Raw genomic sequence first — 15,012 nt, forward strand, 5'->3', positions numbered from 1 at the left:
TCCACGCCACACGGCCCCGAAGCCCTACAGAAGAGGACGAAAGTCCCGTTTTGTCGGTTTCGAGATGGCCATCATTCCGTACTCCGTTCGGTGATCGCTCACCCGTACGGACGTAACTGTCCGACCGCAATGAAATTGATCAAGCCACATGGCGCCCGGCCCCTTTCCGTCGCGAAGCCGGAAAGGGCGAAGAAACGACCACGACCCCACGAGGCGGGCAGAAGAATTGATCACGCGGATTATGTGAACGGCACAGGGCGTACCCGCCGGTAGAACACCTCGCGGCCTCTTCGGAGGACGTACCGCCGAAGCCTCCCGGCCTCTCCCTCACCGCCCTCGGGGAAGAGCTGATGCGCCTAGGGAGTGTCCGCAAAGTATCGTCGTCCGCCCTCTGGGGCGGGGCCCGCGGGGTCTGGTGCGTGCTCTCGCAAGGCGCCGGAGTGTCCTAGTAGCGGAGCTACTCGGGCATTTCGGCAACGCCGCGAGAGTGCGTGCCAGGCGTCGTGGGCCAGACGAGACTTTGCGGACACGACCTAGGGGCGGGTCGGGTGCGGGGCGGGCGCGGCGGCTCGGTAGCCTAAGGCCGCTGACACACCCTTAGGGCGGCTTTACACGCCGCTCGACACACCACCGCTCGACGACTGACGTCCGAAGTCCGCAGTCCGACTCGTTCAAGGAGTTGCCGCCGCCGTGAGCCGCAGCCTTCGACACGGCGCCCTCGCCGCCACCGCCACCGTGTTCTCGATCGTCGCCCTGTCCGCCTGCGCGGCGGGCAACAACGCCGAGACGCTCAAGGTCAGGCCGGACAACCCGGCCACCTCGGTGGGCGACATCAAGATCCAGAACGTGAACGTGCTCACGCAGCCCGAGGGCGGCGCGGACGGCCCCGCCGTCGTCGCCGCGACGCTGTTCAACGAAGGCACCGAGCGCGAGGTGCTGGAGTCGGTCACGCTGCCCGGCAGCGACGTCGAGGTGAAGCTCCAGGCCGCCGAGGGCAACGGTCCCATCGTGGTGCCGGCCGGCGGCCAGGTCACGATCGGCGGCAAGGGCAACGCCGCCGCCGTGATCGAGAACAGCGGCGAGGCGGCGCGCAACGGCGACGTCCAGCAGGTCGTCTTCAAGCTCAGCCGGACCGGCGACGTCGGCCTCGGCGCCAGCGTCTTCCCGGCCGAGGGCTTCTTCAAGGACTTCGGCCCCAGCCCGAAGGCGGAGGCGCCCGCGCCGAAGCCGTCGGGCAGCGCGTCCGGCGACGCGTCCGGCGAGGGGGAGACCCCCGGCGCGGCCGAGGGCGAGACGTCCGGCACGCCGGAGAACGGCGAGGGCGCCGAGGGCGCCCAGGGCGAGACCGGCACGCAGGACGAGACGGGCGCACAGGGCACGGGCGACGCCGCCTCGGTGCCCGCGGCCGACTGACGCGGTCCCCCGTCCCGTAACGGGGACGCGGGCGTACAGCACGCCGAAGGGGCGCTTCCCGGCCGGGAAGCGCCCCTTCGGCATTACCGCGGGTGGTGTCCCCTCGGCGCCCTTCGGTTTACGGCTCGAACTTGTACCCCAGGCCCCGCACGGTGACGAGGTAGCGCGGGGCGCCCGGGTCGGGCTCGATCTTGGCGCGCAGGCGCTTCACGTGGACGTCGAGGGTCTTGGTGTCGCCGACGTAGTCCGCGCCCCAGACCCGGTCGATGAGCTGCATCCGGGTCAGCACCCGGCCCGCGTTGCGCAGGAGCATCTCCAGCAGGTCGAACTCCTTGAGCGGGAGGTCCACCTTGCCGCCGGAGACGGTGACCACGTGCCGGTCCACGTCCATCCGGACCGGGCCCGCCTCCAGGGCAGCCGGGGTGACCTCCTCGGGCTCCCCGCGGCGGCGCAGGACGGCCCGGATGCGGGCGACGAGCTCCCGCGAGGAGAAGGGCTTGGTGACATAGTCGTCGGCTCCTATTTCCAGCCCGACGACCTTGTCGATCTCGCTGTCCTTGGCGGTGACCATGATCACCGGAACGTTGGAGCGGCTGCGGAGCTGGCGGCACACCTCGGTGCCGGGCAGGCCGGGCAGCATCAGGTCGAGCAGGACCAGGTCGGCGCCGTTGCGCTCGAACTCGTCCAGCCCGTCGGGGCCGGTCGCCGCGATGGCGACCTCGAAACCTTCCTTGCGCAGCATGTAGGACAGGGCGTCGCTGAAGGATTCCTCATCCTCGACGACAAGCACTCGGGTCACGGAAGAGCCTCCGGGGCAGGGAAGGGGTCAAAGGTGTCGGTCTCGTACGGCCCCTCGTCGTCGCCGTTGACGATAAGCGGTCCGCCGGTGGTGCGCTCCCTCGCGGCGCCCGATTCGGGCAGCCGGAGGGTGAAGGTGGAGCCCTGGCCCTCGGAGCTCCAGACGGTGACCTCCCCGCCGTGCGAGGCGGCCACGTGTTTGACGATGGCGAGGCCGAGACCGGTGCCACCGGTGGCCCGTGAGCGGGCCGGGTCGACACGGTAGAACCGCTCGAAGACCCGTTCGCGGTCCTTCTCGGAGATGCCGATCCCCTGGTCGGTGACGGCTATCTCGATGAGGTCCCCGCCCGGCGATCCCATGCGGCGTGCGGCGATGCCGACGCGGGTGTGGGCGGGGCTGTAGTTGACGGCGTTCTCGACGAGATTGCCGAGCGCGCCGACGAGCTGGCCGCGGTTGCCCCAGACCGTGAGGCCCTCGGCGCCCGCGGAGGCCATGGTGATCTGCTTCGAGCCGGCCTGCTGGCGGCAGCGGTCGATCGCCTCGGCGACCAGCGTCTCCACCTTGACCGGCTCGGCGTCCTCCAGCGGGTCGTCGTTCTGCACCCGGGAGAGGTCGATGAGCTCCTGGACGAGGTTGGTCAGCCGGGTCGCCTCGATCTGCATCCGCCCGGCGAACCGCTCCACCGCCTCCGGGTCGTCGGAGGCGTCCATGACCGCTTCGGAGAGCAGGGAGAGCGCTCCGGTCGGCGTCTTCAGTTCGTGGCTGACGTTGGCGACGAAGTCGCGCCGTACCGCTTCTATCCGGCGGGCCTCGGTGAGGTCCTCGACCAGCAGCAGCACCAGCCGCGAGCCCAGCGGGGCGACCCGGGCGGAGACCGCGAGGGTGTCCCCCCGGCCCGTGCCGCGCCGGGGCAGGTCCAGCTCGCCCTGTCGTATCTCTCCGTCCCGCCGGGTGTCCCTCGCCATGTTGAGCATGGGTTCGACGGCCAGCCGGCCGCCTCTGACCAGGCCCAGGGCGTACGCCGCCGAGCTGGCCTTCACCACGCCGTCGCTCTCGTCGAGGACGACGGCGGAGGAGCTGAGAACGGAGAGGACGGTGTCCACCCCGGGGGGCAGGGCCGCGTTGCCGTCCGGCCGCAGCGACGTACGCGTGGGCCGTTTCAGGTCGCGTTCGCTCCAGCGGAACGCCAGCATGGCGATCACACCGGTCAACAGCCCGGCGATCGCTGCAGCTGCGGCGACCGCCGCGTTCACGTCCATGCTTCAAGGTTATGCGGGTGCGACGACTCCCTCCCAGCCGTCCGAGTGCCATCTCGAACACTCGTCGCCCAGAGTTCACCGAGGGGTAGGAGCCGGTTCACTTAGGGGGACGGATACGGACGCGTTCCGGCCCCACCGTGTAACCGTGGGGGTCGGTCCGAGACCCCGGCCTCAGTTTGGAACTGGAGAGGGACTTCCCATGCGCGACGCTTACCACGAGGAACTCGATTCGATCGGAGAAGGCCTGGTCGAGATGGCCCGGCTGGTCGGCTCGGCGATCGGGCGGGCGACCACGTCCATGCTCGACGCCGACCTGGCGCTGGCGGAGACCGTGATCGCCGGCGACCAGAAGGTCGACGACCTCCAGCACGACCTGGAGGCCCGCGCCATCGCGCTCCTCGCCCGCCAGCAGCCGGTGGCGACCGACCTGCGGATCGTGGTCACCTCGCTGCGGATGAGCGCCGACCTGGAGCGCTCGGGCGACCTCGCCCAGCACGTGGCGAAGCTGGCCCGGCTGCGCTTTCCGCAGGCGGCGGTCCCGAACGACCTGCACGCCACCATTCTGGAGATGGGCCAGCTCGCCCAGCGCCTGATGGCCAAGGCGGCCGAGGTCATCATCACCAAGGACGTCGATCTGGCACTCCAGCTGGAGCAGGACGACGACGAGATGGACCTGCTGCACCGCACGCTGTTCCAGCACCTGATGGACGACCGCTGGAAGCACGGCATCGAGACGGCCGTCGACGTGACGTTGCTGGGCCGCTACTACGAGCGCTTCGCCGACCACGCGGTGTCGGTCGCCAAGCGCGTGGTCTACCTGGTGACGGGCGAGCACGCGGACGAGATCCAGGCGGCGGCCCCGGTCGATGGCGCGTAGCGGCAGCTTCGGCCGCCGATAACTCCGGCAGCTCCAGCGACTCCGGTAGCTCTGGTAGCTCTGGTAGCTCCCGTAACTCCGGCAGCCACTGTCGTACCGGAGTATCGACGGCGCACGCCGGTCGCACTTATGTTCCTGCACGCGTGCGCCGTTGATGCGCCCGCGGGGATGGGCATGCAATGGGGCGGGGACGGACGACGCCATGGCCGTGAGCGGTGGGTCATGCCGTACGTCCCCGGCGGCGGCGCACCGGCGTCCGCCGCCCAGCCGTATGCCCTGAGGAGGAACCATGGCCGATTCCCCCACGACCGAACCCCAGCAGGAGACCCCGACCGAAGTGGTGCGCCGAGCCGTGCTCGGCGCCTGCGGCTGCGGGTCGGGCTGCGGGTGCGGCTGCCAGTCCGGTGCCCCGTGCCAGTGCGGCGGCTGCTCCGGCTGACCCGCGCCGCGTACGAACGCACGGTGCCCGCCCGGCTTCGGTCCGGGCGGGCACCGTGCGTGTCACCGGTCGCCCGGATCAGCCCGCCCGCTCCACCGCGGCGGCGGGTGCGGCCTCCGGCTCGGCCAGGTCCGGCCGGGCCTCGGCCGGTACGGGCGCGGGCTCCGGCAGGGCGTCCCCCACCGCGTGCTCCTCGCGCGGCAGGTTGCGCATCAGCAGCCAGTAGCCGAGGCCGGCGACCGTGCCGATCACGGCGCAGGCGGCCCAGAGCCAGGCGGCGCCGTAGTGGTCGATCACGAAGCCGGACATCAGCGGCGCGACGAGCGCGGCCACCGACCAGGACATCGTGTACACGCCCTGGTAGCGGCCCCGGCCCTGGGTGGGCGACAACTGCACGACCAGGCCCGTCTGGGTGGGCGCGTTCACGATCTCGGCCAGGGTCCAGACGCACACCGTCAGGGCGTACGCGGCGACCGACCCGGCGAAGGCCGTCAGCCCGAAGCCGTACCCGGCGAGCAGCGAGGAGATGATCAGCAGCCTGCGCGGGTCGCGGTGCTGGATGAAGCGGGTGACGGGGATCTGGAGGACCACGATCAGCACACCGTTGACGGCGATGGCGGTACCGAAGTCGGAGCTGGAGAGCCCGTCCGTACCCATCGCCACCGGCAGCCCCACGTACCCCTGCTGGAAGATCAGCGACACCAGGAACGACAGCCCCACGACCCCCATGTAGCGCCCGTCGCGCAGGACCGTGGTCAGCCGCACCTCGTCCTTGGGCCGCTTGCCGCCGACGGTCTTCACGACCGCTTCCTCGGGCCGCGACTCCGGCACCTTCATGAAGACGAGCACGGCGCACACGAGCGTCATCAGGGCCTCGCCGATGAAACCGGCGAGATAGCTGTACTCGGCGATGAAGCCGGCCCCGGCGGAGGAGATCGCGAAGCCCAGGTTGATGGCCCAGTAGTTGAGCGAGAAGGCCCGGACCCGGTCCTTCGGGGGCACGATGTCCGCCATCATCGCCTGGACGGCGGGGCGCGAGGCGTTGCTCGCCATGCCGACGAAGAACGCCACGGCGGCGATGGCGAAGGGGTGCACCATGAACCCGAGCACCGCCACCGACACCGCGGTGGAGACCTGGGCGATCAGCATGGTGGGCCGCCGCCCGAGCCGGTCCGTCATCACACCGGCGCCGAGCGACGAGATGACCCCGCCGAGCCCGTGGAGGGCGGCGACGAGCCCGGCGTACGACGCGGAGTAGCCCCGGTCCAGGGTCAGATACAGGGCCATGAAGGTCGCGACGAACGCCCCGAGGCGGTTGACCAGGGTGCTGGTCCACAGCCACCAGAACTCGCGGGGCATCCCGGAGACGGTCTCCCGGGCGGCTGTGCGCAGACCGGCGACGGACATAAGGATTCCCCCCACGGGACGTACGGAACGGGAGCCTCGGGTAACACCCCCGACGCCATTCGAGACATTACGAAGCCCCGGTCCCACCCGCCACTGGATTGACGGCCCCCGTCAATCGTCCGCCCGGCGGGCGCTCCCGGCCCGGGCCCTGTCCGCGTTACGGGCGGGCGCGCGGCGCCCGCACGGGTTCGATTACGCTCGGACTCATGGCCGACGCACCGTACAAGCTGATCCTCCTCCGCCACGGCGAGAGCGAATGGAACGCGAAGAACCTGTTCACCGGTTGGGTGGACGTCAACCTCACCGAAAAGGGCGAGAAGGAAGCAGTCCGCGGCGGTGAGCTGCTCAAGGACGCCGGTCTGCTCCCCGACGTCCTGCACACCTCCCTCCAGCGCCGCGCGATCCGGACCGCCCAGCTGGCCCTGGAGTCCGCCGACCGCCTCTGGATCCCGGTCCGCCGCTCCTGGCGCCTGAACGAGCGCCACTACGGCGCGCTCCAGGGCAAGGACAAGGCGCAGACGCTCGCCGAGTTCGGCGAGGAGCAGTTCATGCTGTGGCGCCGCTCGTACGACACCCCGCCGCCGCCCCTGGACCGCGACGCCGAGTACTCCCAGTTCGACGACCCGCGCTACGCGACGCTCCCCCCGGAGCTGCGCCCGGACACGGAGTGCCTGAAGGACGTCGTCGTCCGCATGCTCCCGTACTGGTTCGACAGCATCGTCCCGGACCTCCTCACCGGCCGCACGGTCCTGGTCGCCGCCCACGGCAACAGCCTCCGCGGTCTGGTGAAGCACCTGGACGGCATCTCGGACGAGGAGATCTCGGGCCTCAACATCCCGACCGGCATCCCGCTCTCCTACGAGCTCGACGCCGACTTCAAGCCGCTGAAGCCGGGCGGCACGTACCTGGACCCGGACGCGGCGAAGGCCGCCATCGAGGCCGTGAAGAACCAGGGCAAGAAGAAGTAAGCCACCTTCTCCGGCTCACCGAGCCCCCTGCTCGCGGTTCGTCCGCGGGTGGGGGGCTCGTTCGTGCTGTCGGTCAGCCGACGCCGCTCATGTCTATGACGTCGCCCTTGTCCGGGGGACGGACGTCCAGCGGCTCGTCGAAAGCGCTGAATGACGTCGTGTTGTCGAACGTGGCGTCGTTGTAGACGACCTTGAGGATGTACGGCTTGCCCTCGGTGGCCACGTGGAAGCCGAATTCGCCCTTGTTCTCCTTGTCGGGCACCTTCAGCAGAACCGCCGGCACTCCGTCGATCTCGGAGGACTCGCCCTTGGTGGCTTCGCCGAACGAGGTGAACTCGTGTGTGCAGTCGGAAAGTTCGTCGCCCGGCTGCGACTCGCTGGAAAGCTCCTTGACCCACAGTCTCTGCTCGTCCTTGCCCGCGACCTTCCGGCCCGACTCCTCCATGTGGGTCCGATTGGGGCGGATGTAGTCGGACCCGTCGATCCGGATCTGGTCGAGCCGGGCGCCGGAGGCCGTTTCCGTCCTGTACGCGCATGTGGCCTTGAGGTCGGTCACCAGGTGGCTGGACCGGTCCTCGCCCCCGGTCACCTTGGTGGCCGTCTCGATGGTCACCGACTTCAGATCGCTCATCGCGGCGTTCGCGTCGTCGAGCAGCTGAGTGGCGGAGGGTTTCCCCGATGCTCCGCCGTCCGTGCAGCCGGTCAGGGCGACGCCCATGGCCAGGCACGCCAGGACCGTTGTCCCGGCGGTCGATATCTTTCGCACAAGAGCCCCCAGGTCTGAAGCGGATCATGTTAGACGAGAGGCCTCGGCCCCCGCTGCCTCAGGTCACCGGCTTGCGCCAGACCGAGATGTGCTGGTCCGCATCGTCGGTGAACGGCGCTCCGTGCCAGTCCGCCACGCGCTGTTCCAGCTCCAGCCCGGCGATGCGGGCCATCAGGTCGAGCTCCGCCGGCCAGGCGTAGCGGTGCCGGGAGTTGGCGCGACGGTAGCGGCCGTCCTCGCCGTCGCGGGTGAAGTGGTGCGAGACGAGGATCTGTTCGACCAGGTCGAACGTGTCGAAGCCGAGATGCCGGTCGGACACGTCGAACGGCACCGCGACCTGGCCCGGTGGCAGGAACCGCAGTGGCGGAACGCCCAGTTCGATGACGAACCGGCCGCCGGGCGCGAGGTGGCGGGCCGCGTTGCGGAAGCACTCGACCTGTTCGTCCTGGGTGAGGAGGTTCGAGATGGTGTTGTAGACGAGGTAGACCAGGGTGAACTCGCCGGGGACGACCGTGGTGGCCATGTCCCCGATGGTCACCGGGAGGGTGTTCACGTCGACCTTGCGGCGGAGTACTGCCGCCATCGGTTCGGACAGTTCGATACCCGCCACCGGCACGCCGCGCTCCCGGAGCGGCACGCCCACGCGCCCGGTCCCGATGGCGAACTCCAGGGCGCGTCCGCCTCCGGCGAGTTCGGCGAGGAAGGCGAGGGTCGGTTCGAGGGCGGCGGCCGAGGAGTTCTCGGCCTCCTCGTCGTCGTAGCGGTCGGCGGTCTCTCGGCTCCACAGTTCGCTGCTCGTCACGGGCGACCACTCTGCCGGGAGGCCGGGGGCTCTGTCGACGCAATTGCCCGCGGTCCAGCCCTCTGCTCCAGCCCTCTGCTCACGTGCTCGGTCGCCGCCCCGGGGGCCGCGGACCCGGAGTGGGAAACTGGAGTTCGACGACAGGACGGGGGCACGGGGTGGCGGCCAAGAAGCAGTCGTTCGTGGACACCCCCGGGTACCTGGCGTTCCTCGGGGTCGTGGCGTTCTGGGCAGCGGTCAGTTCTGGAAACCAGCCCTATGTCAGGGTGTTGGCCGGGATTTCCGCCGCCGCTGCCGCGCTGCACCTCGGCTTTCTGCTGTTCAGGCGGCGTCGCGACCGCCGTTCGCCCGCTGCCGCCGTCGACCGCTGACGCGCGCGGTCGGCTAGGGCCTTTCGTTTGGGTCATGCCGGGCTCGCGGTCTGACTCAAACGAAAGACGCCAGCCCCCCACTGTCAGTGCCCCCTGCCACCATGGTCGTCATGGCGACCTACCTGCTCTCCGACATCGAACAGGCCCTCCGCAGCAGTTGGAGCGCCGAGACCTGCACCCCGGAGTACCGGGACCGCTGGACTCCGGACAATCCGGCGCGGGACCAGTGCGGGGTGACGGCCATGGTGCTCAACGACCTGCTCGGCGGGGAGCTGATCCGGGGCGAGGTCCATGTCGACGGCATGCGCACCGACTTCCACTGGTGGAACCGCCTGGGCCCGGGCGTCGAGATCGACCTGACCCGGGAGCAGTTCGGGCCGGAGGAGACCGTCGTCGGCGGTGACGTCATCGTCAGGCCGCCCGTCAGCGAGTGGCGTCGGCTCCAGGAGGAGTACGCGATCCTGCGCGACCGGGTCGCGGAACGGCTCGGGCGGGACTGAGGGCCCGGTGGCGGGCCGAGACGCGCTGCCGTCGGGCGGCGCGGGCCGCGCCGCGCGGCCGTAGGACCGCGCGGCGGTCGTGCCGCGCCACCTTCGGACAGCGCGGGCCGCGTCGCGGTGCAGCCAAGGCGCAGCCGCGGTGCAGTGATGGCGCAGCCACCGCGCACCCCGGTCCGTGCCCGATCCGTGACCCCCTCGGACCGGCCGAAGTGCCCCTCGTACGCACTACGGTGGGCCCGTACCGTCCGTGTGCTTCCAGGGCAAGGAGATCGAGGAGAGCGATCATGGGTGAGTCTCTGAAGACCTTCGTCGGCGGTGCCGAGGTCGAGGTGCCCAACAGCATCCCGGACATCCGGGCCGCGCTGCCCGACGAGAGACGCGAGGAGTTCGACCTCGCGATCAACGGGGCCGGGGTGCACGAGATTCAGGCCGTCATGCGGCACTGGATGCTGGAGGCCGTCCCCGACCCGGAGGCCGAGAAGATCCTGGACCGGCTGGCGCAGGACGAGGCCGAGAGGCGGAGCGTCGCTTGAGCTTCCGTATCTCCTACGCACCGCCCGCCGACGACACCCTGGCCAAGATGCGCGGCGGCGAGGCCTTCCGGGACGAGATGGCCCGCACCCTCGGCGAGGAGCCGTACGGCCACGCGTCCTCCGCCGTCAAGAGCGAACGGGACCGGCGTGAGGCGACCGTCTCCGGGGCCATCGTCCTCTACTACGTCTCCCGGTCCGTCCTGACCGTCACCGTGGTCCGCCTCGTTCCCCTGCCCTGACCACCCGAGGGGCGGGCGGGAAGGGCAGAGGCGCGGGGTCCGTACGTCAGGCGAGCTTCTTGTCCTGCGCCGCCACGACCTCCGCCGGCACCTCGAACTTCACGTCGCCGCCCGCCGCGGCCAGGTTGAAGGAGAAGAACGTCGCCACGGTGGCCTCCTTGCGCAGCGCCACCAGCTTGAACGGGGCGGTGTCGCCTTCGTCCTCGGAGGTGACCGTCCAGGCCGCGGCCTCGTCGCCGCCGGTGACCTTCTCCTCGGTGATCGAGGCGACCTTCGTCGGCGTGCCCGCGACCGTGGCGGTGAAGCCGCCCGCACAGTCCGCGGCCGCCTTCTTCAGTGCGGCGAACGCGTCCGGGCCCGCCGTCCCCTCGTACGAGTGCAGCGCGACGAAGGTGGACGTCAGGTTGAAGGCGTCCTTGAACGCCTCCCCGGCTTCGCCTTCCGCCATGTCCTCCAGAGACTTCTTCTTGCCGTCGGTCTTCGGCTCGTCGATCACCTTGCGCTTCGTGGTGGCCACCGAACCCTTCTGCGCCACACCGAACATGGCGTGGGCGACCGGCAGGCAGCCTTCCTTGTCGACCTTGACGCCGTCCGCCGGGACCTCGTCGGCCGGGCCGGCCTTGGTGACCTTGCGGCCCTGCACGTCGCCCTGGGCGAGCGTGGCCTTCTCCAGCTCGGCGGCGGTGAGCGCCTTGGCCGGGGTCTTCGAGGCCGAACTGCTGCCGCTCGCGGCGCCCTTGTCGTCCTTCCCGTCCTTCTTGTCGGCGTCCGACGTGCCACCGCAGGCGGTGGCCAGCAGGGTGAGGGCGGCCGCGGAGGCGGCGAGGGCGGTACGGCGTACGGCAGTGGCGCGCATGGTTCTACTTCCTGCAATCTCCGGCTCGGAAGCAACCGCCCTGTCCCCGTACGGCACTTCGACTCCGTCTGGGACGGGCCGTCGCAGTGATCCACACTTTACGATCGAACCTGTGAGCGATGTCCGGTCCGGTGGCATCCTCCGCTGATCGTGATTCTGCTGTGATCATCCTGTGAACGCACTGTGTGGCGCCTCCGTACAACCCGCCGTGCACCCCCGCCGGACTACCGTCGTGTGCCCCCGCCGTACCACCCCGCCGTGTACCCCCGCCGTACCACCCCGCCGTGCACCCCCGCCCCCGCCGTACGAAAGGACGTCACCCCGTATGTCCGGCCACGTCCCCGTCCCACCGCTCACCCGCGTCCTCGACGCCCTCGGGGTCGGCGAACGCGACATCGCCTCCCTCGCCCCCCTCACCGGCGGCACGTACAACACCGTCACCCGCGTCACGCTCACCGACGGCCGCGACTGGGTGGTCAAGACGCCCCCGCCGCACACCGCCGCCCTGCGGTACGAACGCGACCTCCTCGTCAACGAGGTCGCGTTCTACACCGCCGCCGCGCGGGCCGGCGGGCCCGCCGTCCCCCGCGTCGTCCGCAGCGAACCGGACCCGGCCTCGCCGACCGGCGCGTACCTGGTCATGACCGCCCGTCCCGGCCGCCCCTGGCACGAGGTCAGCGAGGCGCCGAACGCCGGCGACGAGCCGCGGCTGCGCGCCGAACTCGGCGCCGTCGTCGGCCGGTTGCACACCGTGACCGGTCCCGCCGGGTTCGGCTATCCCGCCGAGCCGTTCGGGCCGCTCGCCCCCACCTGGCGTGCCGCGTTCACCGCGATGACCGAGGCCGTGCTCGCCGACGCCGAGACCTACCGGGCCCGGCTGCCGTACCCCGTCGGCCACATCCGTACGGTGCTGGCGGGCGCGGCCCACGTGCTGGACGACGTCACCCGGCCCGCCCTCGTCCACTTCGACCTGTGGCCGGGAAACCTGCTGGTCACAGGGGAGGCCGGCGCGCGCACCATCGGCGGGATCATCGACGGGGAGCGGATGTTCTGGGGCGACCCGGTGGCCGATTTCGTCTCCCTCGCGCTCTTCGGGGACATCGAGCGGGACCGGGACTTCCTCGACGGGTACGCGCGGTCCACCGGCAGGGCGGTGGAGTTCACGGACTCGCTGCGGACCCGCTACGCGCTGTACCGGAGCTACCTCTACCTGATCATGCTGGTCGAGACCGTGCCCCGCGCGGTCGGGCCCGAAGCCGCCGAGGAGACCTGGGAGTTGGTCGCGCCCCACCTCGTCGATGCCCTGGACGCGGTGCGGAAGGGCGGCTGACAGGCCTCAGCGCAGGCGCACGCCCCGCTGCGCCTCGTACAGGTTGGCCGGCCGGACCGACTCCGGACTCCCGTACGCCTCCAGGCGGGTGTGCAGGTCGCCGGTGAAGTCGGGGACGTCGATCTGGCCGAACTCCCGCACCTCGCTGATGCCCACGGTCGCGCTGTACGGGGCGAGGCCGTCGATCCTCATCAGCCCGGCCCGTTCGTTGACGACCCGGATGTTCCAGTGTGTGAAGCGCGCCCCGAAGAGGGGGCCGGCGCTCGCGTCGCCGCCGTGGACGCCGTTGTTGTTCACCGTGATGTCGGTGCGGACGCAGGCGAACGGCATCCCCCGGTGCGAGTCGAACGTGCCCATCTCCATCCGGCCGCGCGACCAGACGTTGTAGCTGGACAGCCCTTCGACGTTGATGCCGTGGAGCTGGGTGCCGGGGGGCGCGGGCGTGGTGCGGGCGACGACGGCGAAGTCCTCGATCAGGTTGTCGTGCGAGCCCTCGCGGCAGTAGTACGGGTGGTGCGAGCCACGCCCCTCCACCTTCGTGCGGCGCAGGGTGCAGGCGGACGCGCTGATCAGGCCGAAGCCGTTGTCGACGTGCCGGACCGTGATGTCGTCGGCCCAGCAGTCGTACGCGCACTGGAACGCGACGCCGTTGTACCCCTGGTCGAGCAGGTGCGGGGCCTGCGGCTTCTCGACCGCCTCCAGGGTGAGGCCCTCGACGCCGCACCCGGTGAGCGGGGTGGCGAGCGTGGTCAGCCGGGGGTCCCATGCGGGGCGCAGGTCGAGCGGGAGCGGGCGTTCCAGGGTGATCCGGCGGCCCCGCACACCGGTGACGCGGACCGGCCATTCGTAGGGGACGTACGAGGTCAGCTTGGTCTTGCCGGCCCAGGCGTACGCCCGCGCGCCCTCGCTGTCGCCCGCCATGTGCTGGAGCAGCGTGTGTCCGGGGTCGTCGGAGAGGCGGAGGAGGACGAGCTGTCCGGATCGCAGATGCCGCGCGTCGGAGACGGTGATCGTGCGGTCGCCCCGGCGGGCGGGGGCCGGGGTGGCGAGGGTGCGCCAGGCGTCGCGGCGGTTGCCGGTCCAGCCCTCGAAGGGCCATTCCTCGGCGCGGATCGCGTCGGTCAGCGCGGCCCAGCGGTCCTTCGGGCAGAGCCAGATGAGCCCGCCGGCCCAGGACCAGCTGGACTTGTCGCCGCCGTAGCGACTGCCGTAGACGCCGATCAGCTCGGTGAGGCTGCGGGTCGCGTACAGCTTCGTCGCGCCGCTGCCCGCGCCGCGCACCACGACGTCGCTGTGGCCGATGCGGATGACGTCGTCGATGCGGTACGTCCCCGCCGGGATGATCACCGTGCCGCCGCCGCGCTCCCCGGCGGCGGCGATGGCCCGGTTGATCGCGGGCGCGGCGTCGGCCGAGCCGTCGGGGCGGGCCCCGTGGTCGCGTACGACGTCGGTGTGGAAGCCGCGGGGGCGTTCGCCCCTGGAGGGGCGGCGCGGGAGGGCTGATCCCGCGCGGTAGCCGGCGCGGCCGATGAAGGGGATCTGGGGATGGGCGAGGGGTGTGGCGGTGAACTCCCGCCAGAGAGCGGCGTCACGGACCGGCCCGGCCGCCGAAGTCCCGGCCGTCCCGGCGCTTCCGGCCGTCCCGGCGCTCGCGGCGGCGGGCCCGGCGGGTGACGCTCCGGACGGGCCCGGCCCGGCCCATGCGGTGGTGGCGCCGCCGGTCACCGCGCCCGCCGCCACGGCCGCGGCGCCGCCCAGCACCGCGCGTCTTCCGACGTTCCTCCGCCCACTCCCCTGATGCGTCGCCATACCCCGACCGCCTTTCATGTATGTGAATGACGTTCATGTCTGCGTTGGCGGTGAGCATGGCACGGCTCGGCGGCGCAGGGAAAGACCCCTGCGCCGCCGGAGAAGGTAGGGGATGCGCCCGTCAGTCGGCGGACGGACGCCGGGTCAGATGGCTGAACGCGTCCAGATTCCGGGTGGACTCGCCGCGCGACACCCGCCACGCGTACTCCTTACGGATCGAGCTCGCGAAACCCAGCTCCAGGAGGGTGTTGAACGCCCCGTCCGCCGCTTCGAGCACCACGCCGAGCAGCCGGTCCAGCTCCTCGGGGGTGACCACCGACAGCGGCAGCTTGCCGACCAGGTAGACGTCGCCGAGCGAGTCGATCGCGTAACCCACCCCGAACAGGCGGAGGTTGCGCTCCAACAGCCAGCGGTGCACCTCGGCGTCGTTCTCGTCGGGGTGCCGGACGACGAACGCGTTGAGGGAGAGGGAGTGCTTGCCGACGATCAGCGAACAGGTCGTCGACAGCTTGCGGGTGCCGGGCAGCGTCACGACATAGTTGCCGCGCGCCGGGCTCTCCCATGCGAGCCCGGCATCGTTCAGCGTCGCCTCGATGACCTGGGCCGCTGCGGTTTCGTCCGGTACGTCAGCCATGCTGCGAGCC

General features: G+C 70.9%; 17 protein-coding genes. 9 read left to right on the forward strand and 8 right to left on the reverse strand.

The window, feature by feature from the left end; translation table 11 throughout:
- Window positions 1–690 precede the first annotated feature (690 nt).
- Window positions 691–1,413 carry a DUF461 domain-containing protein gene (locus tag ACIQRW_RS21565; RefSeq protein WP_403762653.1) on the forward strand — a complete coding sequence of 241 codons (723 nt, stop codon included), beginning with the start codon at window positions 691–693 and terminating at the stop codon, window positions 1,411–1,413.
- Between the two features lie 118 nt (window positions 1,414–1,531).
- On the opposite strand, the gene ACIQRW_RS21570 is transcribed toward ACIQRW_RS21565, so the two are convergent.
- Both ACIQRW_RS21570 and ACIQRW_RS21575 read right to left on the reverse strand, forming a co-directional pair.
- On the reverse strand, window positions 1,532–2,212 hold the full coding sequence (locus ACIQRW_RS21570; protein WP_003968183.1) for a response regulator transcription factor: 681 nt from the start codon (window positions 2,210–2,212) through the stop codon (window positions 1,532–1,534).
- Complete coding sequence (locus ACIQRW_RS21575; protein ID WP_403762656.1) at window positions 2,209–3,471, reverse strand: sensor histidine kinase; 1,263 nt, start codon at window positions 3,469–3,471, stop codon at window positions 2,209–2,211. The genes ACIQRW_RS21570 and ACIQRW_RS21575 overlap by 4 nt, the downstream gene beginning before the upstream one ends.
- Window positions 3,472–3,670: 199 nt before the next feature.
- On the opposite strand from ACIQRW_RS21575, the gene phoU reads away from it, so the two are divergent.
- Complete coding sequence (phoU, locus tag ACIQRW_RS21580) at window positions 3,671–4,348, forward strand: phosphate signaling complex protein PhoU (RefSeq protein ID WP_403762659.1); 678 nt, start codon at window positions 3,671–3,673, stop codon at window positions 4,346–4,348.
- Window positions 4,349–4,637: 289 nt separating this feature from the next.
- Complete coding sequence (locus ACIQRW_RS21585) at window positions 4,638–4,787, forward strand: hypothetical protein (RefSeq protein ID WP_215108036.1); 150 nt, start codon at window positions 4,638–4,640, stop codon at window positions 4,785–4,787.
- A gap of 78 nt (window positions 4,788–4,865) precedes the next feature.
- On the opposite strand, the gene ACIQRW_RS21590 is transcribed toward ACIQRW_RS21585, so the two are convergent.
- The gene (locus tag ACIQRW_RS21590) at window positions 4,866–6,194 is read right to left on the reverse strand and encodes an MDR family MFS transporter (protein WP_403762662.1); all 1,329 of its coding nucleotides are present in this window, start codon (window positions 6,192–6,194) and stop codon (window positions 4,866–4,868) included.
- 206 nt (window positions 6,195–6,400) lie between these two features.
- Between ACIQRW_RS21590 and ACIQRW_RS21595 the strand changes: the two genes are divergently transcribed.
- Entirely contained in the window at window positions 6,401–7,162 is a 762-nt protein-coding gene (locus tag ACIQRW_RS21595; protein WP_018959814.1) for a phosphoglyceromutase, read from the forward strand.
- A gap of 73 nt (window positions 7,163–7,235) precedes the next feature.
- Here ACIQRW_RS21595 and ACIQRW_RS21600 read toward each other — a convergent pair whose 3' ends face one another.
- A complete protein-coding gene (locus ACIQRW_RS21600; protein WP_403762974.1) occupies window positions 7,236–7,880 on the reverse strand; it encodes a hypothetical protein in 645 nt (214 codons plus the stop codon).
- 106 nt (window positions 7,881–7,986) lie between these two features.
- The gene (locus tag ACIQRW_RS21605; RefSeq protein WP_403762665.1) at window positions 7,987–8,730 is read right to left on the reverse strand and encodes a class I SAM-dependent DNA methyltransferase; all 744 of its coding nucleotides are present in this window, start codon (window positions 8,728–8,730) and stop codon (window positions 7,987–7,989) included.
- A 158-nt stretch (window positions 8,731–8,888) separates the two neighbouring features.
- Between ACIQRW_RS21605 and ACIQRW_RS21610 the strand changes: the two genes are divergently transcribed.
- The 4 genes from ACIQRW_RS21610 (at window position 8,889) to ACIQRW_RS21625 (ending at window position 10,373) form a co-directional block, all read left to right on the forward strand.
- The gene (locus ACIQRW_RS21610) at window positions 8,889–9,101 is read left to right on the forward strand and encodes a hypothetical protein (protein ID WP_403762668.1); all 213 of its coding nucleotides are present in this window, start codon (window positions 8,889–8,891) and stop codon (window positions 9,099–9,101) included.
- Window positions 9,102–9,211: 110 nt separating this feature from the next.
- Entirely contained in the window at window positions 9,212–9,601 is a 390-nt protein-coding gene (locus ACIQRW_RS21615; RefSeq protein ID WP_403762671.1) for a hypothetical protein, read from the forward strand.
- A gap of 284 nt (window positions 9,602–9,885) precedes the next feature.
- Window positions 9,886–10,134: a hypothetical protein gene (locus tag ACIQRW_RS21620; RefSeq protein WP_265600837.1), complete on the forward strand. Its 249-nt coding sequence runs from the start codon at window positions 9,886–9,888 to the stop codon at window positions 10,132–10,134.
- Window positions 10,131–10,373 carry a hypothetical protein gene (locus ACIQRW_RS21625; protein WP_018959818.1) on the forward strand — a complete coding sequence of 81 codons (243 nt, stop codon included), beginning with the start codon at window positions 10,131–10,133 and terminating at the stop codon, window positions 10,371–10,373. The genes ACIQRW_RS21620 and ACIQRW_RS21625 overlap by 4 nt, the downstream gene beginning before the upstream one ends.
- A gap of 46 nt (window positions 10,374–10,419) precedes the next feature.
- Here the strand turns inward: ACIQRW_RS21625 and ACIQRW_RS21630 are convergent, their stop codons facing one another.
- Entirely contained in the window at window positions 10,420–11,229 is an 810-nt protein-coding gene (locus ACIQRW_RS21630; protein WP_403762674.1) for a hypothetical protein, read from the reverse strand.
- Between the two features lie 325 nt (window positions 11,230–11,554).
- On the opposite strand from ACIQRW_RS21630, the gene ACIQRW_RS21635 reads away from it, so the two are divergent.
- A complete protein-coding gene (locus tag ACIQRW_RS21635) occupies window positions 11,555–12,559 on the forward strand; it encodes a phosphotransferase family protein (RefSeq protein WP_403762676.1) in 1,005 nt (334 codons plus the stop codon).
- A gap of 6 nt (window positions 12,560–12,565) precedes the next feature.
- Here the strand turns inward: ACIQRW_RS21635 and ACIQRW_RS21640 are convergent, their stop codons facing one another.
- Together ACIQRW_RS21640 and ACIQRW_RS21645 are read right to left on the reverse strand one after the other, a co-directional pair.
- Window positions 12,566–14,368 (reverse strand): glycosyl hydrolase family 28-related protein, encoded by a 1,803-nt coding sequence (locus ACIQRW_RS21640; RefSeq protein WP_403762678.1) that lies wholly within the window; start codon window positions 14,366–14,368, stop codon window positions 12,566–12,568.
- 121 nt (window positions 14,369–14,489) lie between these two features.
- Window positions 14,490–15,002: a YbjN domain-containing protein gene (locus ACIQRW_RS21645; RefSeq protein ID WP_403762681.1), complete on the reverse strand. Its 513-nt coding sequence runs from the start codon at window positions 15,000–15,002 to the stop codon at window positions 14,490–14,492.
- Between the last annotated feature and the right edge of the window lie 10 nt (window positions 15,003–15,012).

Origin of the sequence: Streptomyces sp. NPDC091287, from assembly GCF_044768525.1 — a bacterium.
Lineage (GTDB): Bacteria > Actinomycetota > Actinomycetes > Streptomycetales > Streptomycetaceae > Streptomyces.